This window comes from Nonomuraea harbinensis, assembly GCF_019396385.1.
Taxonomy (GTDB): domain Bacteria; phylum Actinomycetota; class Actinomycetes; order Streptosporangiales; family Streptosporangiaceae; genus Nonomuraea; species Nonomuraea ferruginea.
The window spans coordinates 84,334-107,637 of record NZ_JAHKRN010000005.1; the positions used below are offsets into that span (position 1 = coordinate 84,334).

The 23,304-nt window shown below is 71.4% G+C and carries 27 protein-coding genes; 15 read left to right on the plus strand and 12 right to left on the minus strand.

Annotated features, from left to right (window positions below):
* Window positions 1–79: 79 nt before the first annotated feature.
* Together KME79_RS06965 and KME79_RS06970 are read right to left on the minus strand one after the other, a co-directional pair.
* On the minus strand, window positions 80–631 hold the full coding sequence (locus KME79_RS06965) for a GNAT family N-acetyltransferase (protein WP_219543754.1): 552 nt from the start codon (window positions 629–631) through the stop codon (window positions 80–82).
* Between the two features lie 12 nt (window positions 632–643).
* Window positions 644–1,153, minus strand: coding sequence for a shikimate kinase (locus KME79_RS06970; protein WP_281429310.1), 510 nt, complete (start codon window positions 1,151–1,153; stop codon window positions 644–646).
* Between the two features lie 37 nt (window positions 1,154–1,190).
* Between KME79_RS06970 and KME79_RS06975 the strand changes: the two genes are divergently transcribed.
* Together KME79_RS06975 and KME79_RS06980 are read left to right on the plus strand one after the other, a co-directional pair.
* The gene (locus tag KME79_RS06975) at window positions 1,191–1,472 is read left to right on the plus strand and encodes a DUF6458 family protein (protein ID WP_148029578.1); all 282 of its coding nucleotides are present in this window, start codon (window positions 1,191–1,193) and stop codon (window positions 1,470–1,472) included.
* Window positions 1,473–1,486: 14 nt separating this feature from the next.
* The gene (locus tag KME79_RS06980; protein ID WP_148029579.1) at window positions 1,487–1,873 is read left to right on the plus strand and encodes a ChaB family protein; all 387 of its coding nucleotides are present in this window, start codon (window positions 1,487–1,489) and stop codon (window positions 1,871–1,873) included.
* 104 nt (window positions 1,874–1,977) lie between these two features.
* On the opposite strand, the gene KME79_RS06985 is transcribed toward KME79_RS06980, so the two are convergent.
* The 3 genes from KME79_RS06985 to KME79_RS06995 form a co-directional block, all read right to left on the minus strand.
* Entirely contained in the window at window positions 1,978–3,804 is a 1,827-nt protein-coding gene (locus KME79_RS06985) for a transketolase (RefSeq protein ID WP_219543756.1), read from the minus strand.
* Window positions 3,805–3,918: 114 nt separating this feature from the next.
* Window positions 3,919–4,929, minus strand: a complete 1,011-nt coding sequence (locus tag KME79_RS06990) for an SDR family oxidoreductase (protein ID WP_219543757.1) — start codon at window positions 4,927–4,929, stop codon at window positions 3,919–3,921.
* Window positions 4,930–4,936: 7 nt separating this feature from the next.
* Entirely contained in the window at window positions 4,937–5,194 is a 258-nt protein-coding gene (locus KME79_RS06995; RefSeq protein ID WP_219543758.1) for a hypothetical protein, read from the minus strand.
* A gap of 56 nt (window positions 5,195–5,250) precedes the next feature.
* Between KME79_RS06995 and KME79_RS07000 the strand changes: the two genes are divergently transcribed.
* Genes KME79_RS07000 through KME79_RS07010 form a run of 3 tightly spaced genes read left to right on the plus strand, consistent with a single transcriptional unit; the run spans window position 5,251 to window position 7,261 of the window.
* A complete protein-coding gene (locus KME79_RS07000; RefSeq protein ID WP_308248820.1) occupies window positions 5,251–6,249 on the plus strand; it encodes a DNA topoisomerase IB in 999 nt (332 codons plus the stop codon).
* A 48-nt stretch (window positions 6,250–6,297) separates the two neighbouring features.
* Window positions 6,298–6,546, plus strand: coding sequence for a BON domain-containing protein (locus tag KME79_RS07005; RefSeq protein ID WP_148029583.1), 249 nt, complete (start codon window positions 6,298–6,300; stop codon window positions 6,544–6,546).
* Window positions 6,539–7,261: a metallophosphoesterase family protein gene (locus KME79_RS07010; RefSeq protein ID WP_219543759.1), complete on the plus strand. Its 723-nt coding sequence runs from the start codon at window positions 6,539–6,541 to the stop codon at window positions 7,259–7,261. Before KME79_RS07005 ends, KME79_RS07010 begins: the two co-directional genes overlap by 8 nt.
* A gap of 137 nt (window positions 7,262–7,398) precedes the next feature.
* Here KME79_RS07010 and KME79_RS07015 read toward each other — a convergent pair whose 3' ends face one another.
* Both KME79_RS07015 and KME79_RS07020 read right to left on the minus strand, forming a co-directional pair.
* On the minus strand, window positions 7,399–7,548 hold the full coding sequence (locus KME79_RS07015; RefSeq protein WP_020543887.1) for a GPGG-motif small membrane protein: 150 nt from the start codon (window positions 7,546–7,548) through the stop codon (window positions 7,399–7,401).
* 64 nt (window positions 7,549–7,612) lie between these two features.
* Entirely contained in the window at window positions 7,613–8,098 is a 486-nt protein-coding gene (locus tag KME79_RS07020; protein ID WP_219543760.1) for a DUF1360 domain-containing protein, read from the minus strand.
* A gap of 79 nt (window positions 8,099–8,177) precedes the next feature.
* On the opposite strand from KME79_RS07020, the gene KME79_RS07025 reads away from it, so the two are divergent.
* The 5 genes from KME79_RS07025 to KME79_RS07045 all read left to right on the plus strand — a co-directional run bounded on the left by KME79_RS07025 (window position 8,178) and on the right by KME79_RS07045 (window position 13,639).
* A complete protein-coding gene (locus tag KME79_RS07025; protein WP_148029585.1) occupies window positions 8,178–8,774 on the plus strand; it encodes a nucleotidyltransferase in 597 nt (198 codons plus the stop codon).
* Between the two features lie 252 nt (window positions 8,775–9,026).
* On the plus strand, window positions 9,027–9,914 hold the full coding sequence (locus KME79_RS07030) for a DMT family transporter (RefSeq protein ID WP_219543761.1): 888 nt from the start codon (window positions 9,027–9,029) through the stop codon (window positions 9,912–9,914).
* Window positions 9,915–10,018: 104 nt separating this feature from the next.
* Window positions 10,019–12,220: an accessory Sec system translocase SecA2 gene (secA2, locus tag KME79_RS07035; RefSeq protein ID WP_372452407.1), complete on the plus strand. Its 2,202-nt coding sequence runs from the start codon at window positions 10,019–10,021 to the stop codon at window positions 12,218–12,220.
* 36 nt (window positions 12,221–12,256) lie between these two features.
* A complete protein-coding gene (locus KME79_RS07040; RefSeq protein WP_148029587.1) occupies window positions 12,257–12,631 on the plus strand; it encodes a VOC family protein in 375 nt (124 codons plus the stop codon).
* 123 nt (window positions 12,632–12,754) lie between these two features.
* Window positions 12,755–13,639 (plus strand): DMT family transporter, encoded by an 885-nt coding sequence (locus KME79_RS07045; protein ID WP_148029588.1) that lies wholly within the window; start codon window positions 12,755–12,757, stop codon window positions 13,637–13,639.
* Here KME79_RS07045 and KME79_RS07050 read toward each other — a convergent pair.
* Window positions 13,542–14,702, minus strand: a complete 1,161-nt coding sequence (locus KME79_RS07050; RefSeq protein ID WP_219543763.1) for an FAD-dependent monooxygenase — start codon at window positions 14,700–14,702, stop codon at window positions 13,542–13,544. The two genes, KME79_RS07045 and KME79_RS07050, sit on opposite strands and share 98 nt — an antisense overlap.
* Before the next feature lie 77 nt (window positions 14,703–14,779).
* Here KME79_RS07050 and KME79_RS07055 point away from each other — a divergent pair, with 77 nt between their 5' ends.
* The gene (locus KME79_RS07055) at window positions 14,780–15,382 is read left to right on the plus strand and encodes a TetR/AcrR family transcriptional regulator (protein WP_308248821.1); all 603 of its coding nucleotides are present in this window, start codon (window positions 14,780–14,782) and stop codon (window positions 15,380–15,382) included.
* A 25-nt stretch (window positions 15,383–15,407) separates the two neighbouring features.
* Here the strand turns inward: KME79_RS07055 and KME79_RS07060 are convergent, their stop codons facing one another.
* Window positions 15,408–15,986: a GNAT family N-acetyltransferase gene (locus KME79_RS07060; RefSeq protein ID WP_219543764.1), complete on the minus strand. Its 579-nt coding sequence runs from the start codon at window positions 15,984–15,986 to the stop codon at window positions 15,408–15,410.
* Window positions 15,987–16,092: 106 nt separating this feature from the next.
* Between KME79_RS07060 and KME79_RS07065 the strand changes: the two genes are divergently transcribed.
* Genes KME79_RS07065 through KME79_RS07075 form a run of 3 tightly spaced genes read left to right on the plus strand, consistent with a single transcriptional unit; the run spans window position 16,093 to window position 19,524 of the window.
* Complete coding sequence (locus KME79_RS07065) at window positions 16,093–17,295, plus strand: acyl-CoA dehydrogenase family protein (protein ID WP_219543765.1); 1,203 nt, start codon at window positions 16,093–16,095, stop codon at window positions 17,293–17,295.
* Window positions 17,296–17,317: 22 nt separating this feature from the next.
* Window positions 17,318–18,481 carry an acyl-CoA dehydrogenase family protein gene (locus KME79_RS07070; RefSeq protein ID WP_219543766.1) on the plus strand — a complete coding sequence of 388 codons (1,164 nt, stop codon included), beginning with the start codon at window positions 17,318–17,320 and terminating at the stop codon, window positions 18,479–18,481.
* On the plus strand, window positions 18,478–19,524 hold the full coding sequence (locus KME79_RS07075; RefSeq protein WP_148029593.1) for an acyl-CoA dehydrogenase family protein: 1,047 nt from the start codon (window positions 18,478–18,480) through the stop codon (window positions 19,522–19,524). The genes KME79_RS07070 and KME79_RS07075 overlap by 4 nt, the downstream gene beginning before the upstream one ends.
* On the opposite strand, the gene KME79_RS07080 is transcribed toward KME79_RS07075, so the two are convergent.
* Window positions 19,495–20,085 carry a TetR/AcrR family transcriptional regulator gene (locus tag KME79_RS07080; RefSeq protein ID WP_148029594.1) on the minus strand — a complete coding sequence of 197 codons (591 nt, stop codon included), beginning with the start codon at window positions 20,083–20,085 and terminating at the stop codon, window positions 19,495–19,497. The two genes, KME79_RS07075 and KME79_RS07080, sit on opposite strands and share 30 nt — an antisense overlap.
* 172 nt (window positions 20,086–20,257) lie before the next feature.
* On the opposite strand from KME79_RS07080, the gene KME79_RS07085 reads away from it, so the two are divergent.
* Window positions 20,258–21,022 carry a nuclease-related domain-containing protein gene (locus KME79_RS07085; protein WP_219543767.1) on the plus strand — a complete coding sequence of 255 codons (765 nt, stop codon included), beginning with the start codon at window positions 20,258–20,260 and terminating at the stop codon, window positions 21,020–21,022.
* Between the two features lie 19 nt (window positions 21,023–21,041).
* On the opposite strand, the gene KME79_RS07090 is transcribed toward KME79_RS07085, so the two are convergent.
* Both KME79_RS07090 and KME79_RS07095 read right to left on the minus strand, forming a co-directional pair.
* Window positions 21,042–22,394: a vWA domain-containing protein gene (locus KME79_RS07090; RefSeq protein ID WP_219543768.1), complete on the minus strand. Its 1,353-nt coding sequence runs from the start codon at window positions 22,392–22,394 to the stop codon at window positions 21,042–21,044.
* Window positions 22,394–23,227 (minus strand): AAA family ATPase, encoded by an 834-nt coding sequence (locus KME79_RS07095; protein WP_148029597.1) that lies wholly within the window; start codon window positions 23,225–23,227, stop codon window positions 22,394–22,396. The genes KME79_RS07090 and KME79_RS07095 overlap by 1 nt, the downstream gene beginning before the upstream one ends.
* Window positions 23,228–23,304: the final 77 nt, after the last annotated feature.

A 23,304-nucleotide genomic window follows, 5' to 3' on the forward strand; every position in this document is an offset into this window, starting at 1 on the left:
CGAGAATTTGTTGCGCACGGCTCCCAGAACGCCACAGGCCCCCCGCGCGCCTCGGGGAGCCCGTGGGTAAAGATCATTATTACAGCAATCCGGATCTTGCTTGCCAATCGGGCCGCAGCACGGACATGACGAGGGAGTCGTACCACTCGCCGTCCCAGCGCAGCGCGTCGCGGAGCCGGCCCTCCTCCACGAAGCCGAGCTTCTCGTAGACGTGGCGGGCCCGGTCGTTGAACGCGAACACCTCCAGGCCCACCCGGTGCAGCGGCGTGGTGCGGAAGGCGTGGTCGAGGGCGAGCGCGATGGCCTCGGTGCCGTAGCCCTTGCCGAAGGCCCGGTCGCCGATGAGCGCGATGCGCAGGTTGCACGACAGGTTGGGCTCGTCGAGCTCGTTGAGCACGACCTCGCCCACGTAGTCGCCGCCGGCCTCGATGGCCAGGTCGAGGCGGTCCGCCTGGCCGGCCCGCGTGGCGCACCAGCGCCGGCACGCCTCCAGCTCGAAGGCGGCGTGGGAGCCGGTCAGCCGCCGCACCTCGGGATCGGAGACCAGCGCGAACAGGCCGTCGGCGTGCTCGGCCCCCACCGGCCGCAGCGTCACCCGCTCGCCGGTCAGCACGGGTTTGTCGGAGAACATCGCCCCTGGTTATCAGTCCCGGCCGGGCGCGGGCAAACCCGAATCGCGCAGCACGGCCGCCAGCACCTCCTCCGGTTTGAGCACGCCCACGTCGTACTTCAGGTCCGCCACTTCACGGAAGTACGGCTCGCGCCGGGCGCGCAGGGCGGCCGGGGCGAATTCGGGCCGGTGGTCGCTGGTGCGCATCCGCTGGGTGAGCACCTCGTCGTCGGCGTCCAGCCAGATCACCGTGGCGGCGCGCATCGCCTCGCGGGCCCGCTCGTCGTCGAGCGTGCTGGCCGCCGCGGCGATCACCTTGGGCTCGCCGGCGAGCTCCTCGATCAGGTGCTCGGCCTCCCGCTCGTGCAGCACGTCGGCTCCCTCGCGGGCGGCGATCTCCGCGGACGGGCCTCCGTATCTCGACCGCAGAAAGGAGTCGCTGTCGCTGAACGGAAGGCCGAGAGCCTCGGCGATGAGCCGACCTGTCGTGCTCTTACCGCTGCCCATCAGCCCGATTAACACGATTGGTTTGTTTTTCTTCATGTGGATAGAGGTTCCTCGTGTCAAGGAGGTAAATCAAATGACCATCGCCGGAAGCATCATCCTCATCATGCTCGGTGCGATCCTCACGTGGGCCGTCGAATTCGATCTCGCCGGTGTGGACATCAACGTCGTCGGCGTGATCATCATGCTCGGCGGACTGGTCGGATTGCTGTTCGCCCTCTACCGGATCAACGTCACGCGCAGGGCGGTCGGCCCGATCGAGGAGCCGGTCCACCGGCACGAGATCTACGAGGAGCCCGAGGCACGCAGGACGACCGTGTACGAGGAGCGTCGACACTACGACGAGCCGCCGCTCTAGGAGGTGAGCCGGACATGCCGGCCAGAGAGGAACTCCCGTCCACCATCCGCCGCTCCCCGAAGAAGGCGCAGGACACGTGGATGAAGGCGCACGACTCGGCCGTCGAGACGTACGGCGAGGGCAGGCGCGCCCACATGACGGCCTTCGCCGCGCTGAAGCACTCCTTCGAGAAGGTGGGAGACCACTGGGAGCCCAAGTCGAAGAAGGGGCCGTCGGACAAGGGCGCGACGGACCGTTCTGGACGCACGGCCGAGGGCGTCGACGCCAACGCCAGCAAGGAGCACCTGCGCGGCGTGGCCGCCGACCTGGACATCAGCGGCCGTTCGAAGATGAGCAAGCAGGAGCTCGTGGACGCCATCAAGAAGGCGAACAGGAAAGCGACCGCGAAGGCCCGCGGCTGATCCGCGCCCGCCGCGGCGGTACGGGCCGGCCACCGGAGACGGCGGCCGGCCCGTACGTGTCGTGATGCCGGTCACCGGGAGACGGCGGCCGGCCTTCTCGGTGCTCACACCAGTCTGTTGACCGCCGCGACGATGGCGTGACGGTCGATGCGCGCGTCGGCGAGCTGCTCCCCGGGCGTGGCCGAGCCGGGCATGCCGTGCACGGCCAGCTTCACCACCCGCGGCCCCAGCTCGGACACCGCGTCCAGCACGGCGTCGCCCAGGCCGCCCTCCGGCCGGTGGTCCTCCACCGTGATGAGGTTGCCGGTCGTGGTCGCCGCCTCGACCAGCACCGCCGTGTCGATCGGCTTGATCGAGTACATGTCCACCACGCCGACCTGGACGCCCTCGGCGGCCAGCGTCTCGGCGGCGGCCAGCGCCTCGTGCACGGTGATCCCGGCGGCCACGATCGTGGCCCGGTCCGACGGCGAACGGCGCAGCACGCACGAGCCGCCGATGGGGAAACGCTCGCCCCGCTGGTGGATGACCGGCGTCGCGCCGCGCGTGGTGCGCAGGTACGACACCCCGGTCAGGTCCGCCATCTCCACGGTCAGGGCCGCGGCCTGGTTGGCGTCGCACGGGTAGAGCACGGTGCTGTCGTACACGGCCCGCATCATGGCCAGGTCCTCCAGCCCCATCTGGGACGGGCCGTCCTCGCCGATCGACACCCCCGCGTGCGAGCCGACCAGCCGGATCGGCGACCGGCTCACGCCCGCCATCCGGATGAAGTCGTACGCCCTGGTGAGGAAGGCGGCGAAGGTGGCCGCGTACGGGACCCAGCCGCGCACGGCCAGGCCCATGGCGGCGGCGACGAGCTGCTGCTCGGCGATGTACATCTCGAAGAACCGCTCGGGGAACGCCCGGCCGAACTCCTCGGTCTTGGTCGAGTCGGCCACCTCGCCGTCGAGCGCCACCACGTCGCCGCGGGCGGCGCCCAGCGCGGCCAGGGCCTCCCCGAACGCGCTCCTGGTCGCCACCTGGTCGCCGACCTTGTACTCGGGCAGCACCAGCTCGCCGCCCTCGAACCGGTACGGCTCGCCCGCGCGGTCCGGAGACCGCACCTCCACCCGCAGGTCGCGTTCGCCGCCGAGCTCCGCGACGGCGGGCTCCGGCTCCTTCAGCGGCTTGCCGTGCGCGCCCTCGCGGTCGGCCACCGCCCGCACGCCCTCGCCCTTGCGGGTCCTGGCCAGAATGGCGGTGGGCCGCCCGCGGACGCCGTGCGCCTCCTGGAACGCGTCGTCGATCGCGCCGGGGTCGTGCCCGTCGACCTCGATCGTGTGCCAGCCGAACGCGCCGAACCTGCGCGCGTACGCCCCGGTGTCCCAGCCGTGGCGGGTGGGGCCGCGCTGGCCCAGGCGGTTGACGTCCACGATCAGGGTCAGGTTGTCCAGTCCCGTGTCGCCGGCCTGCTCGGCCGCCTCCCAGATGGAGCCCTCGGCCAGCTCGCTGTCGCCGCACAACACCCACACGCGGTACGGCATGCGCTCCAGCCTGCCGGCCATCGCCACGCCGACCCCGACAGGCAGCCCCTGGCCGAGCGAGCCGGTGGCGACGTCGACCCAGGGCAGCCTGGGCGTCGGATGGCCCTCCATCCGGCTGCCGCGCTTCCTGAACCTGAGCAGTTCCCTGTCGGTGACCGCGCCGGCCGCCTTGAACAGTGAGTACAGCAGGGGCGACGCGTGGCCCTTGGAGAAGATGAGGTGGTCGTTCGCCGGGTTGCCCGGGTCCTCGAAGTCGTAACGCAGGTGGTGGGCGAAGAGCACCGCCATCAGATCGGCGGCGGACATCGACGACGTGGGATGGCCGGAGCCCGCCTCGGCGGAGGCTCTCACCGAGTCGACGCGGAGCTGCGCGGCCAGCTCTCCGAGAAACCGCAGATCTCGTTCAGCCATGATTCCCTCCGATCGTTTCCGGGCGCCTACCCGTGGGGGATCGGGCGAATCGTGCTGCGATTCCCGGCCGGGCCGCTTGTTCCGGCCCATCCGGAACGGCCGAGAAGGGACCGCTCAGCGGGATTTCCGCATCAGGGCCGCCGCGCCCGCCGCCGCGGCCGCCAGGGTGAGCATGACCGACCGGCGGTGCTGGGAGAGCCAGAGCTGCGGGCTGCGGTGGTGGCCGCGGTCGTCGAAGCCGCCGTGCGCGCCGTGGTCCTGATGCTCGTCGGCCGGCTCCCACAGGTTCGCGGCGCCGCTCGGGGGCTGCCCGTCGGTCTGCTGCGCCTGGACGCCGGTCCTGGCCAGGTAGCGGTCCACCAGCGCGGGGGCGGCGCGCTGGGCCAGGAGGGCGGCCGCGGTGGTGCCGCCGACCCAGTACTCCTTGCGTTCCGGGTGCGCGGCCGCGTACACGACGCCCCGGGCGGCCACCTCGGGCTGGTAGATCGGGGGCACCGGCTGGGGATGGCGGCGCAGCTTGGACAGCACCCAGTCGAACTGCGGCGTGTTCACCGCCGGGAGCTGGACCATCGTGACCCGGACATCGCTCCCTTCCGCGAGCAGCTCGGTGCGCAGGGACTCGGTGAAGCCCCTGATGGCGTGCTTGGCGCCGCAGTACGCCGACTGCAGGGGGACGGCCCGGTGCGCCAGGGCCGAGCCCGTCTGCACGATCGTGCCCCGGTTGCGCGGGCGCATCAGGTCCAGGGCGACCTTGGTGCCCCAGACGTAGCCCAGGTAGGTGACCGCGGTCGCGCGCTCGTACTCCTCGGGGGAGATGTCGGCGAACCGGGCGAACACCGAGGAGAACGCCGAGTTGATCCATACGTCGATGGGGCCCAGCTCGGCCTCGATCCGCTCGGCGGCCTTCCTGACCTGCTCGTAGTCGGCGACGTCCGCCTCGTAGACCTGGCCGACGCCGCCGGCCGCGCCGACGTCGACCGCCGCCGCGCCGAGGCCCGTGGTGCCCCGGGCGATGAGCGCCACCTTGGCGCCCTTCGCGCCGAGCTCGCGCACCACCGCCCTGCCTACCCCGCCGCTCGCGCCCGTGACGACGACCACCCTGTCCTGGAGGATGTGGGGAGCCATGGGCGAGTCAGCCGATCTCTCCGACGTCACTGTCCTTCTGCTTGCGTACGGCCCGCCAGATGTTGATCACCGTGAGAATCGCCAGGACGACGGTGATCCCGGTCATGACCCAGGCCTTCGCGATGAGGCTGAGCACGCACATCGCGAACAGGAACACCAGGATGAACGAGCCCACCCTGATGTGGACCACGTCCCGTGGCGTGGCGGGGACCATCGCATGGCCCTTCTTGTCCCTTGTCTCGACCCAATCCTTGTTGTCGCTCATGTAGCTGCACCTGCCCGAGCCGTTTGCCGCCTAACACGCCGGGTAGCGCGGCAGACGTGCCCGAGCTGCATCCCAGCGACCAGAACGAACCGGGGATCACCCGGCGCCGTCGAGGCCGCGGGTTCAGCTATCGCGGACCCGGCGGCGAGACCGTCCGCGACCATGCGACGCTGGCCAGGATCAGGGCGCTGACGATCCCGCCGGCCTGGACCGACGTGTGGATCTGCGCCTCGCCCCACGGGCACCTGCAGGCGGTCGGCACCGACGCGGCCGGGCGCCGCCAGTACCGCTACCACGACCTGTGGCGGCAGCAGCAGGACGAGGCCAAGTTCGACCGGGTGCTGGAGCTGGCCGACCGGCTGCCCGCGTTCAGGAAGAGCGTCGACGAGCAGCTCAGGGGCCGCGGGCTGACCAAGGAACGGGTGCTGGCCGCCGCGGCGCGGCTGCTCGACATCGGCTTCTTCCGCGTCGGCGGCGAGAGCTACGACTCCTACGGCCTGGCCACGCTCCGGATGGAGCACGTCGTCTGCTCGCGCAACACGATCACCTGCTCGTACCCGGCCAAGGGCGACGTGCCGCGTGAGATCCGGGTGGCCGACCCCGGCGCCTGCCGGGTGGTCAGGTCGCTGAAGTCCCTGAGCGCCGAGGGGGAACTGCTCCGCTACCGGGGCGAGAACGGCTGGGTGGACGTGCGCAGCGAGGACATCAACGACTACCTGCGCGAGACCATCGGCGAGTTCACCGCCAAGGACTTCCGCACCTGGCACGCCACGGTGCTGGCCGCCGTCGGGCTGGCCGTCTCCCGCATGGCCGAGAGCGACACGGCCAGGAAGCGGGCTGTCACCCGGGTCATGCGGGAGGTCGCCGAGTATCTCGGCAACACCCCCGCCGTGGCGCGGGCCTCGTACGTGGATCCGCGGGTGATCAGCGCGTACGAGGCGGACAAGACGATCGGTCACGCGCTGACCGAGCTGGGAGCCGGCGTGGACCCGGGGAAGCTGGCCACGCACGGCAAGGTGGAACGAGCCGTCATCAACCTCCTTCGCACCGTTTGAGCGGTTCTTTGCCGGGCATGCGCGGCAGGGAGTATAGGGAGGGAAGCGATGGAAGCTCCGCAGTACGTCGCGGCCCGCGTCCAGGCGGCGCTGGCTGAGGACCGCCGCACGCATGAGCTCGGCATCCGTGTCGACGTGAGAGGCGATCAGCTTTTCCTGCGCGGCCAGGTGAGCGGGGCCGAGCAACGTGAACGGCTCGGCGAGGTGGCCAGGGAGGCCGCTCCCGACCTTCACGTGCACAACGAGATCAACGTCGTCGAGGTCGGCAGGCCAGGGGAGGTAGAGCATCTTGACTGAACTGCGCATCGCGGCCGTGGGAGACATCCACCTGGGTGAGGACGTGCGCGGCCAGTACCGCAAGAGCCTGGACGGCATCGGGGACCGCGCCGACATCCTCATGGTGGCCGGCGACCTGACCCGGCACGGCACGCTGGAGGAGGGCAGGGTGGTGGCCGACGAGCTGCGCGACCTGCCGATCCCGGTCGTGGCCGTGCTCGGCAACCACGACTACCACTCCGACATGCAGCACGAGATCGCCAGTGAGCTGCGCGACGCCGGCGTCATCGTGCTGAACGACGACAGCGCGGTCATCGAGTGCGACGGCACGCGGCTCGGCGTGGTCGGCGGCAAGGGGTTCGGCGGCGGGTTCGCGGGCAAGTGCGCGAGCGAGTTCGGCGAGCGCGAGACCAAGAACTTCGTCCGCCACACCCGGCTGATCGCGGAGTCCTGGCAGCACGCGCTGAAGGAGATCGACGCCGACCGCCGGGTGGTGCTGTCGCACTACTCTCCGATCAAGGAGACGCTAGAGGGCGAGCCGCTGGAGATCTACCCGTTCCTGGGCAGTTACCTGCTCGCCGAGGCGGTCGACACGGCGGGTGCCGACCTGATCCTGCACGGCCACGCGCACAGGGGCACCGAGAAGGGCATGACCTCCGGCGGCATCCGCGTGCGCAACGTCGCCCTGCCGGTGCTCGGCGCCGCTTACGCGGTCTACTGCCTGGCCGACGAGTAGCCGTTCATGGTGAAGCCCTTCCCGGAGACCGGGAAGGGCTTCTTCGGCGTACAACTCCTTCTTCATTTATGGCAATTCATCGGGCCGGTGATAAACACCGGCCCGACGAACGAGCGTGTGGGGCGTCAGAACACGCCCTACACATTGAAGATGCTGACCCCACCGGGGCCGACCAGGAACCCGAGAACGATCAGGACGATCCCCCAGAGGAGATCGCGACGGGCCAGAATCACATAGATGCCGGCGATGACGAGAATTACCGCGATGATCCAGAGCAAAGTAGCCATGACACAGCCACTGCCCTCGTGGCGGGACCTTTAACATTCGATGTGCCGCCGATATTTTCCTCTTTCATGAGGCGGACCTGGCGAGCTTGGCGTACGCGAACTGCAGCCAGTCGGAGGCGGCCACCGCCGTCATCGCCGCTCCCACCAGCCTGGTCGCGCGCGGCGCGAACACCAGGCCGATGGCGTAACCCGTGGCCGCCCACTGGGCGATGCAGAACGGGCAGCTCACCAGCTCGCCGACCGTGTTGCGCGGCTCCTCCTTCAGCTCCGACGGCCCGCTCACACCCTCGAACCGGGTGAACGGCGCCCTGATCGGACTGGTGACCGGATCTTTGGCCAGGAGGCGGGCGAGCTTGTGCGTGCAGGCCGCCATCAGGGCCACGTCCATCGGCCCGATCCGCTCCGGCGGCCGCCTGCCGGTGAGCTTCGCCGCGACGGCCGCCGCCGCCACGACCGTCCCGTACACGCCGATGATGCGGGCGTAGGCGCCCAGGGGACGATCATGCTCGCCCTCGTACTCCTGCCCGGTCTTTTCCAGGTACTCCGTCATGGGGTCGCGGCTACCCTTCGGCCGTCGGTTCACGCGCCGGGACAGGCCTATTCGAAGGGCCTGAGGGTAGCCCGCTCTCATGAGCAGTCATAGTCATGAGGTCACTGACGCCATCCTTGACACGCTCAAACGGGCGAGCTCCGGTTTGAAGGACGCGGGCGTGAAATTCGCCTTGGCGGGAGGGTGCGCTGCGTACGCGCGCGGCGCGGCGCCGTCCCTGCACGACGTGGACTTCGTGGTCACCGAGCACGACGTGCCCGCGGCTCTGGAAGCGCTGCGGGGCATCGGTTTCCGGACGGCCAAGCCGCCCGAGGACTGGCTGGTCAAGGCGTACGACGACGGCAAGCTGGTGGATCTGATCTTCAAGGTGTCCGACCGCCCGGTCACTGACGAGTTGCTGAACCGGGCCGAGCCGATGAAGGCGTCGGCGGTGATCGTGCCCGTCCTGGAGGCCACGGACCTGGTGATCTCCTGGCTGATGCCGCTGTCGGAGCACGCCTGCGACTACGGCGCGCTGCTGCCCCAGGTCAGGGCGCTGCGGGAGCAGGTGGACTGGTCCAGGGTCGCGGCGGTGACCGGGTCCTCCCCGTACGCGGCCACGTTCCTGACCCTGCTCGAACGGCTGGCCGTGCTGGAGAAGCCGGTCGAGCCCGCGGGTGACACCTCCTGGCCGTGAGCCACGGGGGAACCGCCGTGGGCCGCGTCGCCGGGCGTGGCCTTTTCGATGTCCCCGGGCGGGCTCGCCGATTTCGGGATGAACGCTGCTTTCCGTCCCGGCTAAGGTGAGCCCGTGCCGCGATTGATCTGCTCCCCTCCTCCCGCCCGCTAGCGGGCGGCATTTCCTGATTTTCCGGGTCTGACCGATCCGGGGGTGGCTGCTGCCCGCATCCGGGCCCTTCTCCACCACTCCCATCCGGAGCGATCTGTCATGACCCAACTGTCCATCCGGCGTGCCACCGGGTACGTCGTCACGGCCGCGGCTGCGTGGGGCACCGGCGGCGCGGCGGGATCCCTGCTGTTCGCCGCGGGCGGCTTCGACGCCCTCGACGTCACCTTCTGGCGCTTCCTCCTCGGCGCCGCGTTCCTCCTGCCCCTGCTCGGTGGGGCGTCCTGGCGGCTGGACCGCCACGTGCTGGTCGTCGGCGCGGGCATGGCCGTCTACCAGGCGGCCTACTTCGCGGCCATCGCGCGCTCGGGGGTCGCGGTGGCCACCGTGATCACCATGGGCGCGACGCCCGTGTTCACCGCCCTCGGCGGGCGTCTTCTCCTCGGCGAGCGGCTCGGCCGGTCCGGCCTCGCCGCACTCCTGGCCGCACTGACGGGACTCGCCCTCCTGATGGCGGGCTCCCCGGAGGCGCCGGGCGGCTCCGGGGCGGGGGGCGCGCTCGGCGGGGCCGGGTTCGCGCTGCTGTCGGCGTTCGGTTACGCCGGGGTGACGTTGTTGTCACGGCGGCTCGGCACGGCGGAGGAGCCGGGGGACCCGCTGGCCACCGCCGCGGCCGGGTTCCTCGTGGGGGCCGCGTGCGTGCTGCCGTTCGCGCTGGCCGGCGGGGTGCTGCCCCGGGTGAGCTGGGAGAGCGCGGCGCTGCTCGCGTTCCTCGGCGCGGTGCCCACCGCGCTGGCCTACGGGCTGTTCTTCCGCGCGCTCACCGCGCTGAGCGCCACCACCGTCGCCATCGTCTCCCTGGGCGAGGCCGCCTTCGCGGCCCTGATCGGGGTGGCGCTGCTCGGTGAACGGCCCGGCCCCGCGGGCTGGGCCGGATGCGCGTTGCTGCTGCTGGCCGGGGTGTTCCCGGCCCGGCGGGCACGGGGCTAGCGGACGGGCGAGTGCGGTCCGTCGTATGGGTTAAGGTCCGTACGGCGGACCGCTGCGCCCCGGCGCGAGGGAACGGCGCCGGCGAAGCGCGCGTTGGAGGAACTGTGGCCTCGATAACAGGAATCGTCAGGAACCTTCTGGACCGCCCCGGAGGGGCGAACCTGAGCCCCTACCGGAAGGTCGTCAAGGCCGCCGCCGGGCACGCCGACCGCCTCAAGACGCTCGACGAGCTGCCCCGGCCCGACATGAGCGACCTGGCCGCGTTCTGCGCCGTCGCCAGGGAGGCGGCCGACCGCACCCTCGGGCTCCGTCCGTACGACGTGCAGTTGCTCGGCACGCTCGCGCTGCTCGACGGCAAGGTCGCGGAGATGGCCACCGGCGAGGGCAAGACGCTCTCCGGCGCCATGGCGGCCGCGGGCTACGCCCTGAAGGGCAGGCGGGTGCACGTCATGTCCGTCAACGACTACCTTGCCAGGCGCGACGCCGAGTGGATGGCCCCCTTCTACGAGGCCATGGGGGTCACCGTCGGCTGGCTCGACCAGAACTCCACGCCCGCCGAGCGGCGCGAGGCGTACGCGAAGGACATCACCTACGGGCCGGTCAGCGAGATCGGCTTCGACGTGCTGCGCGACCGGCTGCGCACCGACGCGAGCGAGCTGATCGTCCCGGAGCCGGAGGTGGCGCTGGTCGACGAGGCCGACTCGGTCCTGGTCGACGAGGCCAGGGTGCCGCTGGTGATGGCCGGCTCGTCCGACGCCGGCAACACCGTGCCCGAGATGGCGGTGCTGGTCCGCACGCTCGTCCGCGGCTACCACTACGAGATCGACGAGCAGGCCCGCAACGTCTACCTGACGCCCAAAGGCGCCGAGACGGTCGAGAAGCGGCTGGACGTCGAGCTCTACGACCAGGACGAGCCCGGCACGCTGATCGAGCTCAACCTCGCCCTGCACGCCCACGCCCTGCTCACCCGCGACGTCGACTACATCGTGCGCGACGGCAAGGTGCAGCTCATCAACCCGTCGCGCGGCCGGGTGGCGGTGCTGCAGCGCTGGCCGAACGGCCTCCAGGCGGCCGTCGAGGCCAAGGAGGCGCTGCCCGCCAGCGACAAGGGTGAGATCCTCGACTCGATCACCATCCAGGGCCTGATCAGGCGCTACCCGCGGGTGTGCGGCATGACCGGCACCGCCGTCGCGGTGCACGAGCAGCTCGGCGAGTTCTACGGGCTGAAGGTCGCGGTGATCCCGCCGAACCGGCCGTGCGTCAGGGAGGACGAGCCCGACCGGATCTACCCGACGGTGCCGGAGAAGGAGTCGGCGCTGGTCGAGGAGATCCAGCGGGTGCACGAAACCGGCAGGCCCATCCTCATCGGCACGCTCGACGTGGCCGAGTCGGAGAACCTCGCCGACCTGCTGCGCCGCCGCGGCCTCGAACCGGTGGTGCTCAACGCCAAGAACGACGCGGAAGAGGCCGCCATCATCGCCAGGGCGGGCGAGCGCGACGCGATCACCGTGTCCACCCAGATGGCCGGCCGCGGCACCGACATCCGTCTCGGAGAGGGCGTCGCGGAGCTGGGCGGCCTGTACGTGATCGGCTCCGGCCGCCACGCCAGCAGCCGCCTGGACGACCAGCTCCGCGGCCGGGCGGGCCGGCAGGGCGACCCGGGCGGCTCGGTGTTCTTCGTCGGCCTGGAGGACGAGCTGGTCACCCAGTTCGCGCCCGACGAGCGGCCGCCCGCCGCCGACCCCGACGGCCTGGTGCGCCACCGCCGCGCCGCCTACATCGTCGGTCACGCCCAGCGCATCGCCGAGGGCGTCAACCTGCAGATCCACCGCAACACCTGGCGTTACACCCGGCTGCTCGAACAGCAGCGCGAGCTCATCCTGGAGTGGCGCGACAAGGTGCTCCACACCGACTCGGCGGCCCGCGCGCTGGCCGCGGCCCACCCCGAGGAGTGGGCGGCGGCGCCGGAGGACACCCGCGAGGAGACGGCCCGTCAGATCGTGCTGCACGCCATCGACACCTGCTGGACCGAGCACCTCGCGTTCCTGCACGACCTGCGCGAGGGCATCCACCTGCGGGCGCTGGGCCGGATGAGCCCGATCGACGAGTTCCAGCGGGAGGCGGTGGCCGAATACAAGACGCTCCAGGCGGAGATCGAGCGACGCTCGCTGGAGGCGTTCCAGGCCCCCGAGCCCGACCTGAAGCGCCCCGAGGCCACCTGGACCTACCTGGTGCAGGACAACCCGTTCGGCACCGAGTGGGACCGCATCCTCAAGCGGATCAAGGGCGGCCCCGCCCGTACCTGACAGTAGTTGGCAGGTATGCCTGGCAGGCTGCGGAGCATGACGACGAAAGCAAAGCTGCTCGCCACGACCATCGACTGCGCGGAGCCGAAGAAGCTGGCGGAGTTCTACCACCAGCTGACCGGCCTGCCCATCCAGTACTCGGAGGACGAGTACGCCGCCGTGGGCGACGGCACGACCAACATCTACTTCGGCAGGGTGCCCGACCGCGAGCCCGTCCCGTGGCCCAGCCCCGCCAAGCAGTTCCACTTCGACTTCCGGGTGCCCGACGTGGAGAAGGCCGTCGAGGAGTACGTCGCGCTGGGCGCCACCAGGCCGGAGTTCCAGCCGGGCGTCACCGACGAGGGCGTGGGCTGGATCGTGATGCAGGACCCGGAGGGCCACGCGTTCTGCGTCTGCCCAGAGAAGTCCTGAACCCGGAGGGCCAGATCACGGCCCCCTTAAGGGGAAGAATGGCCTAAAGGATGATTCGGGGCTGGCGCGTACCCTCTAAGCTGGGGCAATGCTCCAAGGATCTCCTCCCCACCGAGCACGCCCATGACCTGGATCGGCGTGCTCATCGCGCTGGCGGGCGCTCTCGGATACGCGCTGGGGGCGGCGCTGCAGCAGTACGAAGCCGTGGCCGAGGGCGCGTCGCTCAGGCTGATGCGGCGCCCCCGATGGTGGATCGGCGGCGTCATCGGGTTCACCGGCGCGTGCCTCCACGCGGTCGCGCTGAGCTTCGCGCCGCTGGTGGCGGTCCAGCCGATCAGCGTGGCGACGCTGGTGTTCGCGGTGCCGCTGGCCGCCTTCATGTACGGTCGCAAACCGTACAAGGCGGAGATCTTCGGCTCGATCGCGGTGGCGGTGGGCCTGCTCTGGCTGATGATGCTGGTGCCCCACCAGGACGTCACGCCCCGGCTGAGCGACGGGGCCGCGCTCGGGTTCATCGGCGTGATCACGCTGATCGCGCTGGCCACGCAGGTCGCCGCCGCCCGGGTACGCGGGCCGGTCAGGGCGATGCTGCTGGCGATCGGCGCGGGCGCGGTCACGGCCAGCGTCTCGACGTTCGTCCGGGTGGTGGGGGGCGGCCTGGAGGGCGACCTCGGGCGGCTGGTCCACTGGTTCACGCTGGCCATCCCGGTGCTGCTGATCTTCGCGGTGGTGCTGCTGCAGCGCTCCTACGCGGTCGGCTACTTCGGCATCGCCTACGCGGGCGTGCAGGTGGTCGACCCGATCACGTCGGTGATGGCCGGCGCGCTGCTGCTCGGCGAGTCGTTGCCGACCAGCCCGTCCACCGCGATCCCCGCCGTGTGCGCGGCGGCGCTGACCATCGCCGGCACGATCACGCTCGGCCGTCTCGCACCCGATCACTCCCGGCCGGCGCCGGTGGCCGCCACCGCAGAACCCCGTCCATTTGCCGCAGCATCAGATCTGGCGTGACCCGCGTGGCCAGCGACATGCCCAGGTCGCGCAGGGCCACGGCGAGCGGGTTGCGCAGCTTGGTCGTCCGGCAGATGCTCATGGCCTTGCGCACGATCCCGGCGGTGCGGCTCAGCCTGGCCTCGGTGTAGGCGGCCAGGTCGCCCCCGGCGAGGTGGGCGAGCACGACCGCGTCCTCGATCGACTGGCAGGCGCCCTGGCCCAGGTGGGGCGTCATCGCGTGGGCCGCGTCGCCCAGCAGCGCCACCCGCCCCGCGTGCATCGCGGGCAGCGGCTCGCGCAGGTAGTAGAGGTCGTTGCGCAGGACGTGGGCCGGGTCGGCGGTGCGCAGCAGCTCGGGGATCGGCTCGTGCCAGCCGCCGAACCTGCGCACCAGCTCCGCCCTCTCGTCACCGGCGGCGCCGCCTGCGGGCGCGACGTCGGTGGCGTAGAAGTACACCGTCTTCTCGTCCAGCGGGTGCGCGCCGAACACCAGCCCCCGGCCCCAGGTCTCGCTGTTGCGCGGCGTCGCGGCCGGCATGGGCGCCAGGCCGCGCCAGGCCGTCACCCCCGAGTAGACCGGCCCGGGATGGCCGGGGAAGAGCGCCCGGCGGGTCGGGGAGTGGATGCCGTCGGCCGCCACGACCAGGTCGCCGGTGAACTCGCGGGCGTTCGTCCGCACGGTGCCCGTGGCGGCGTCCACGCCGGTGACCGTGGTGCCGAGGCGTAGCCGGTCGGGCCCGAGGGCCTCGGCCAGCAGGTCCACCAGCTGGGCGCGGAGCAGCACCACGGCCGTCCGGTCGCCGTAGCGCTCCTCGGCCGCGCTGCCGCTGGTGTGGGTGAGCCAGCGGCCGTCGGGCCTGCGGATCCCGATCTGCCCCTGCATCCTGGCGCGCGCCCGCACCGGGTCGCCGAGTCCTACGGTGTCGAGGGCGCGCAGCGCGTTGACCGCTATGGCCAGCCCGGAGCCGACCGGTTCGAGCTTCGGCGTCCGCTCCAGGACGGTGACGTCCCATCCCTTGCGGTCCAGGGCGACACCCGCGGTCAGCCCTCCGATGCCGCCACCGATGACGATCGCTTTCATGTCCATCCCCCTCACTACTTCTGTAGTGGCAACATACTACGCCCGTAGTTTGGACTACAAGCGTAGTATCGGGGTCCGTGAAGCGATCCGAGGCCGTGGCGGAGGCGGCGATCACCCTGCTGGCCGAGCGGGGCATGCGCGGGCTGACCCATCGGGCGGTCGACGAGGCCGCCGGGCTGCCGCCCGGGTCCACGTCCAACGTGGCCCGCACCCGCGCCGCGCTCCTGGAGCTCACCCTGTCGCGGCTCACCGACCTGGAGGAGCGGCTGTTCTCGGGGGCGATGGGCGACGGGCCGCCGCCGGGCGCCGACCTGACCGAGCTGCTCGCCGGAGTGCTCACGGCGCAGCTGAGCGACCGGCGGCGCACGCTGGCCCGCTACGAGCTGGCGCTGGAGGCGACCAGGCGGCCGGAGCTGCGGGAGATCTACGACCGGGCGGGCCGCCGGTTCCGCGATCCCGCCGTCGCCCTGCTCGCCGCCGCGGGCTCGCGCGATCCGGTACGGCACGGCCGCCAGCTCGTGGCGTTCGCCGAGGGCGTCATGTTCGACGTCATCGCCGGCGCGGGCGCCGAGCCGTCGCCGGACGACCTGCGGGCCGGTGTGCGGGATCTGCTGAGAGGCATGCTCGCCGACCAGGGCGACGGCCGGAGCGACGCCGGCCGGAGCCGGCGGCGGGGCTGACACCGGGACGGCGGCGGGCCGGGTGTCAGCCGGTGAGGCGGGCGCGGTGGGACGGCCATTCGTCGTCGAGGATGCCGAAGCAGGCCGTGTCGCGCCAGGTGCCGTCCGGCCTGCGGCGGTGGCGGCGGAGCGTGCCCTCGTGCAGCCCGCCGATCCGCTTGATGGCGGCCTGGGAGCGCAGGTTGAGCGCGTCGGTCTTGAGCAGCACCCGGTTGTGGCCGAGCTTGTCGAAGGCGTGGTCGAGGAGCAGGAGCTTGCAGGAGGTGTTCACGGCCGAGCGCCAGTGGGCGCGGCCGTACCAGGTCCAGCCGATCTCGACGCTCTCGTCGAACCCCGGCACGTCGCAGTAGGCGGTCCAGCCGACCGCCCGCCCGGTCTCCTTGAGCAGCACGGCCAGCGGCACATGCCTGTCGTCCTCGATCAGCGCCCGGGCGGCCGCCGCCAGTTCCTCCTCGGCGCGCGGGGTGGCGATCGGCATCCACCGCCACACCTCGTCGTCACCGCCGCCCGCGGCGAACAGGTCCGGCACGTGGCCGGGGGAGAGGGGTTCCAGCCGGACGACGTCGTTCTCCAGCGTCACGGGTGCGGGAAGGTGTGCGGTCATGGCGGTGACCTTACGGGGGACCGGTCCGTACGGGAGAGAGCCACCTGGCGGGTTTTGGCGGAGACCACTGTCGACAGCCATACCGGCCGGTCGGTAGGCTCCCGGCATGGACTTCGCTTTCGACAGCGTCACCGAAGACCTTCGCCGGCGCCTGCTGCAGTTCATGGACGAGTGCGTCTACCCGGCCGAGCCCGCCTTCGAGGAGCAGGCCAAGGCCAGCGGCTGGGGCGTCCCGCCGCTCGTCGAGGACCTGAAGGACGAGGCGAGGAAGCGTGGCCTGTGGAACCTGTTCCTGCCCGGTGACCACGGCGCCGGGCTGACCAACCTCCAGTACGCGCCGCTCGCGGAGATCATGGGCCGCAGCCCGCGGCTGGCGCCCGTGGCGACCAACTGCGCCGCACCCGACACCGGCAACATGGAGGTGCTCTCCATGTTCGGCAGCGAGTGGCAGCGCAAGGAGTGGCTGCGCCCGCTGCTCGACGGCGAGATCCGCTCGGCGTTCGCGATGACCGAGCCCGACGTGGCCTCCTCCGACGCCACCAACATCGCCACCTCGATCGTCCGTGACGGCGGCGAGTACGTCATCAACGGCCGCAAGTGGTTCACCTCCGGCGCGATGAACCCCAACTGCAAGATCTTCATCGTGATGGGCAAGACCGACCCCGAGGCGCCCAAGCACCGCCAGCAGAGCATGATCCTGGTGCCCCGCGACACCCCCGGCATGGACATCCGGCGCGGCATGAGCGTCTTCGGCTACGACGACGCCGACCACGGCGGGCACGCCGAGATCGTCTTCGAGGACGTCCGCGTCCCGGCGGAGAACCTCGTCGGGGAGGAGGGCGGCGGCTTCGCCATCGCCCAGGCCAGGCTCGGTCCCGGCCGGATCCACCACTGCATGCGCCTGATCGGCATGGCCGAGCGGGCCGTCGAGCTGATGTGCGGCAGGGCGCTGGCCAGGACCGCGTTCGGCAAGCCGATCGCCCGTCAGGGCGTGGTGCAGGACTGGATCGCCGAGTCCCGCATCAAGATCGAGCAACTGCGCCTGCTCGTGCTGAAGACCGCCTGGCTCATGGACACCGTCGGCAACCAGGGCGCCCACACCGAGATCCAGGCGATCAAGATCTCCACCCCGATCACCGTGGAGTGGATCCTCGACAAGGCCATCCAGGTGCACGGCGCGGGCGGCGTCTCCCAGGACTTCCCGCTGGCCGGGCTCTGGGCCGGGGCCCGCTCGCTGCGCCTGGCCGACGGGCCGGACGAGGTGCACAAGCGGTCGCTGGCCTACCGCGAGCTCAAGAAGCACATGTGATCCCCCGACGACAGGAGCTGGAGTGGACGAAGCACGGCTCAAGGAACGCGTCGCCGCGTTCCTGAGTGAGAACGACCCGGCAGGCGACCGGCTGGAGTTCCTGCGCGCCAGGTTCGACGCCGGCCTGGCCTGGGTCTGGTTCCCCGAAGGGCTCGGCGGTCTCGGGCTCTCCCGTGACATGCAGGCGGTCGTGGAGCGAGAGCTGGCCGGCACCCCGCAGATCGACGGCGGCGTGCAGGGCATCGGCCTGGGCATGGCCGCGCCCACCATCCTCGCCTTCGGCACCGAGGAGCAGCAGCGGCGCTTCCTGCGGCCGCTGTGGACCGGCGAGGAGATCTGGTGCCAGCTCTTCAGCGAGCCCGGCGCCGGCTCCGACCTGGCCACGCTCGCCACCCGGGCGGTCCGGGACGGCGACGAGTGGGTGGTCGACGGGCAGAAGGTGTGGACGTCGGGCGCCCACCACGCCCGCTGGGCCATCCTGGTCACCCGCACCGACCCCGGCGTGCCCAAGCACCGCGGCCTGACGTACTTCGTCTGCGACATGCAGGCGCCCGGCGTCGACGTCCGGCCGCTGCGGCAGATCACCGGCGAGGCCGAGTTCAACGAGGTCTTCCTGACCGGCGTCCGGCTCGCCGACGACCTGCGGCTGGGCGCGGTCGGCGACGGCTGGCGGGTCGCGCAGACGACGCTGATGAACGAGCGGGTGGCCATCGGCGGCGGCGGTGGCGCCCGCGGCGGCGGCATGGTGGGCGGCGTGCTGCGCTCCTGGCGGGAGCACCCCGAGCTGCGCACCCACGACCTGCACCAGCGGCTGCTGTCGCTCTGGGTGGAGGCCGAGGTGACCCGCCTGTCGGGCGCGCGGCTGCGCGAGCAGCTCGCCGCCGGCCAGCCGGGGCCCGAGGGGTCCGGCATGAAGCTGTCGTTCGCCAAGCTCAACCAGGCGCTGACCGGCCTGGAGATGGAGTTCCTGCGCGACCTCGGCTACGACGACTACGCCTTCCGCCGCTCCGAGACCGTCGACTTCTACGGCCGCGGCCCCGGCTACCGCTACCTGCGCGCCAAGGGCAACTCGATCGAGGGCGGCACCTCGGAGATCCTGCGCAACATCATCTCCGAACGGGTGCTCGGCCTGCCCTCGGAACCCCGCATCGACAAGGACGTGCCCTGGAAGGACCTGCCGCGATGAGCCTGCTGTATTCCGAGGTCGAGGAGGAGCTCCGCGCCGCCGTGCGCGACCTGCTCGCCGACCGCTGCCCGCCGTCGGCGGTGCTCAAGCGCGCCGAGTCGCGGCCGTACGACCCGGACCTGTGGAAGACGCTGGCCGGGGAGATCGGCGTGGCCGGGCTGATCGTCCCCGAGGAGTACGGCGGCGCGGGCGCGTCCGCCAGCGAGGCCGCCGTCGTGCTGGAGGAGCTGGGCCGCGGCATCGCGCCGGTGCCGTTCTTCACCAGCTCGGTGCTGGCCACCCGCGCGCTCGTCCAGGCGGGGGCGGGCGAGCTGCTCGAACGGCTGGCCGACGGGCGCTCGACGGCCGCGCTGGCGGTGTCGTTCGCCGCATCCCCGTACCGGCCCGACCGCGGCGCGTCGGTGCGGCACTCGGGCGGGACGCTGTCCGGCACGGTCACCGGCGTCGCCGGGGCCGACGTGGCCGACGTGCTGCTCGTCCCGGTCGAGGGCGATCTGTATCACGTGGAGGGCGCCGAGGTGCGGGCGGAGACGTCGTTCGACCTCACCCGGCCGGTCTCCACCGTCACGTTCGACGGCGCGGGCGCCACCCGCGTGGGCGACGTGGACCTGGTGGCCGTCCTGCGGTTCGGCGCCGGGCTGCTGGCCTCCGAGCAGTACGGGGTCGCGCAGTGGTGCCTGGACACCACGCTGGCCTACGTCAAGGAGCGTCACCAGTTCGCCCGGCCGGTCGGCTCCTTCCAGTCGATCAAGCACCGGCTGGCCGACCTGTGGCTGGACGTGGTGCGCGCCCGCGCCGCCGCCCGCAACGCCGTCACCGAGGACACGCCGGTCGCGGCCGCCGTGGCCCAGGCGTGGAACGCGGGCGTGGCCGTACGCGCCGCGGAGGAGGCGCTGCAGTTGCACGGCGGGATCGGCATGACCTGGGAGCACCCGCTGCATCTGTATCTCAAGCGCGCCAAGTCCGCGGAGGTCGCGCTCGGCACGCCGGGCGACCACCGGGAGGCGCTGGCCTCACTCGCCGGGGTGCCCGGCCCCGAGTGAGGTGAGCAGCAGGTCGGCGAAGTGCTCGCCCACCTGGGCACCGGTCAGCGGCCCGTCCGCGTGGAACCAGGTGCCCAGGTGGTGCACCGAGCCGAAGAAGTAGTCGACGACCAGCTCGGCCGGCACCCGGTCGCTGAACACGCCCTCGCGCTGGCCCTCCAGCACCAGGTCGCGGAAGCGCTCGTGGTAGCGGCGGCGCTCGGCCCGCACGGTCTTGCGGGTCTCGGGGGCGAGCAGGTGCATCGAGCGGAAGAAGATCTTGGAGTCGTCGAGGTTGTCCGTCGTGGTCTCCACCACGTCGGCCGCCGCCCGGTGCAGCCGCTCCACGACCGTGCCGCCGCTGTCGGCGATCTGCGTCAGGCGCTGCATCTGCATGCGCAGGACCCTGGCGTAGATCTCGTGCAGCAGGTCGTCCTTGGAGTCGAAGTAGTGGTACATGGCGCCCTTGGTGACGCCCGCCGCGACGACGATCTCCTGCACCGAGGTGCTCTCGAAGCCCTGCTCGGCGAAGAGCCTGGTGGCCTCGCCGAGGAGCCGCTGGCGTACCGGTTCATCTTTCACGGGGCAAGCATACCGACTGGTCGGTTGAGCGTCTTGATTGTGGCCCTGGAGGTACCAATTACGTCACCTTAGGCTCGCCTTGCTTCGGCATGGGGTATCTCTTAGTTCGGCGAGGGATCTTCGGCGTAGCAGATCCTGTGGTTTCACGACATCTTCATTCGGGGAGTTTGCCGTGCCCGGTGGCTCTATCTACGTGCAGCAGGACGAGAAATTCACAGGATCGTCTCCGCAGTGGTGGTACGAGAAGTTCTGGCGGGAGGGAGCCCAGAGCAGGCGCCGCTCCCGCATGGTCAAGGCGGCGGTGGGAGCCGTCGCCGGGTTCGCGCTCGCGCTCCGGTTCACCCTTCCGGCGCCCGTCCTCTACGCCGTCGCGCTCGGCGGCGTCGTCGCGGGCATCGACTGGTGGCTCGACTGGCGCGCGTTCCGGGCCACCGCGGTCTGGCGGGGCAGGCGGCGCGGCGAGGTCATCACGGGCCGGCTGCTGCGGCGCTCCCTCGGCAGGCAGGGCTATCGCGTGCTCGACGGCCGCGCCATCAGGGACCAGGCGTCCATCGACCACCTGGTGATCGGGCCGGGCGGGGTGTGGATCGTCGACAACGAGTCGTGGAGCCCCGACACCGAGATCGCCTCCTACAACGGGCGGCTGTTCTTCGGCGAGAAGTACGGCACGAAGACGGCCAAGCCGCTGTGCGACGCCGCGCAGGCGTTCGCCGAGCTGCTCGGCCGCGAGACCGGCATCCAGATCTCCATCAGCCCGCTGATGGCCGTCCACTGCGGCATGCTGCCGCGCGGCGGCTCGCTCACGGCCGAGGGCGTCACCTTCCTCAAGCCGCGCCTGGTGGCCAGGCACATCAGGGCCAACCAGAAGGCCCTGCTGGACGCCGCGCAGATCGAGCTGCTGGCCCGCACCGCCGCCCGCGAGCTGCAGCGCGTCTGACCCGCCGCCCGGCGACGGGTCAGGCGATGTCCTCGATGAACGCGGTCAGCTGGGCCACGTTCCTGCACTCGTGCATCGGCACCACCGTGCCGTAGTCGGTGGCGATCGAGTCGCCGGTGTCCCACTGGCGGCGCGGCTCCGGGTTCAGCCAGTACGCGTGGCGGGCCTTGCCGGCCAGCGACTTCAGCACCTCCAGGGCGGGCGGCTGGTAGTTGGAGCGGGCGTCGCCCAGGATGAGCAGGGAGCTCTTCGGGCCGATCGCGTCGCCGTAGCGCTCGGCGAACGTCTCCAGCGCGTGACCGTAGTTGGTGCGGCCGAAGCGCACCATGTCGGCCTCGGTCGCCAGCCGGCTCATCGCGTCCAGCACGTCGGCGCCGGGCTGGAAGAACCGGGTGATCTCGTCCACGGTGTCCACGAACCCGAACGCCCGCACCTTCGTGAACTGCTCCCGCAGCGCGTACGTGAGCAGCAGCGTGAAGTGCGCGAACGACGACACCGAGTCGCTGGTGTCGCAGAGGATGACCAGCTCGGGCTTGTGCGGCCGGGGCGGCTTGAAGTGGGTGTCCATCGGCACGCCGCCGCTCTGCAGCGAGGCCCGCACGGTGCGGCGGAAGTCCAGCCGCCCGCGCCTGCCCTTCCTGTGCTTGATCGTCAGCCGCGCGGCCAGCCTGCGGGCCAGCGGATGGACCTCGCGGCGCAGCCGGGCCAGGTCGGCCTTGGTGACGCGGAGAAAGTCGAGCTGGTCGAGCGGCGGCCGCACGGCCGAGCGGGCGATCTTCTCGATCCCGGAGTCCTCGGCGATGCGGCGGCGCACGTCGGCGGAGACCGCCTCCTCGAACCGCCTGATGCCCGAGTTCACCCGCTGCCGGGCGGTCTTCTCGGCCAGCCCGCCGCGCTCCTGCCCGGCCAGCACCTCGCGCAGGATGCCGGCCATGAGCGTCTCGGGCGACAGGGCGCGCAGCACGCTGTAGGAGAACCAGTTCTGCCGCCCCGGCCGCGCCTCCTGCCTGCCGAAACGGCCCACCATGGCCCGCGCGAACGCGCGCAGCTCGCTCTCCGTGCCGTCCATCAGCAGCCCGGCCAGGTGCTCGCGCAGCTCGGGGACCGGGGCCTGGTCCAGGTCGACGTCCTCACGCTGCCGCAGGCCGCTCGTCGTCGGCGGGAACCACAGGTCGAACAGCACGTCGAAGCCGGGCCGGTTGGCCGGCTTCTTCACCAGCGTGGCCGCGTACGCCTCGCGCAGCGACTCCCTCTCGACCAGGTCGATCACCTGCAGCGCCCGCGCCGCGTCCAGCCCTTCGGCCAGCGACACGGGCAGCCCGGCGTCCCGCAGCGCGTGCACGAATCCGATGTGCCTGTCGACGAGCGACATCAGGCCAGCCCGAGTTCCTTGACGGCACGCTCGTGGTCGGAGTTGTGCTTGAGCACCACGCCCAAGGTCTCCGCCACCGTCTCCTCGTCCAGGTCGCCCCGCCCGAGCGCCAGCAGCGTGTGGGCCCAGTCAACGGTCTCGGCCACCGACGGCGCCTTCTTCAGCTCCAGCGCGCGCAGCGTCGCCACCGTGCGGGCGAGCTGCTCGGCCACGCCGGCGGGCAGCGACGGCACCTGCGCGAGCACGATGTCGCGCTCGCGTTCGGGTGTCGGGTACTCGATGTGCAGGTAGAGGCAGCGCCGCTTGAGCGCCTCCGACAGCTCGCGGGTGGCGTTCGAGGTCAGCACCACGTACGGCCTGCGCCTGGCGACGATCGTGCCCAGCTCGGGGATCGTCACCTGGAAGTCGGACAGCAGCTCCAGCAGCAGGCCCTCGACCTCGACGTCGGCCTTGTCCATCTCGTCGATGAGCAGCACGGTCGGCTCCTCGGCCCTGATGGCCTTGAGCAGCGGCCGCTCCAGCAGGAACTCCTCGGTGAAGATGTCGTCGTCGGCGCTGGTGGCCTGGATGCGCAGCAGCTGCTTCTTGTAGTTCCACTCGTACAGCGCCCGCGCCTCGTCCAGGCCCTCGTAGCACTGCAGCCTGACCAGGGCGGACCCGGTGGCCTGGGCGACGGCCTTGGCGAGCTGGGTCTTGCCGACGCCCGCGGGGCCCTCCACGAGCAGCGGCTTGCCGAGTGCGGCGGCCAGGAACACCGAGGTGGAGATGGCGTCGTCGGAGAGATAGTCGACGGCGGTGAGCCGCTCGGTCACGTCGGCGGGGGATGCGAACATCGATGCTCCTGTCTGGTGGCCGAACTTTATTCTAGCCGGAGATGTCCGCGTCCAACCGATTCGACCAGCATGCGAAT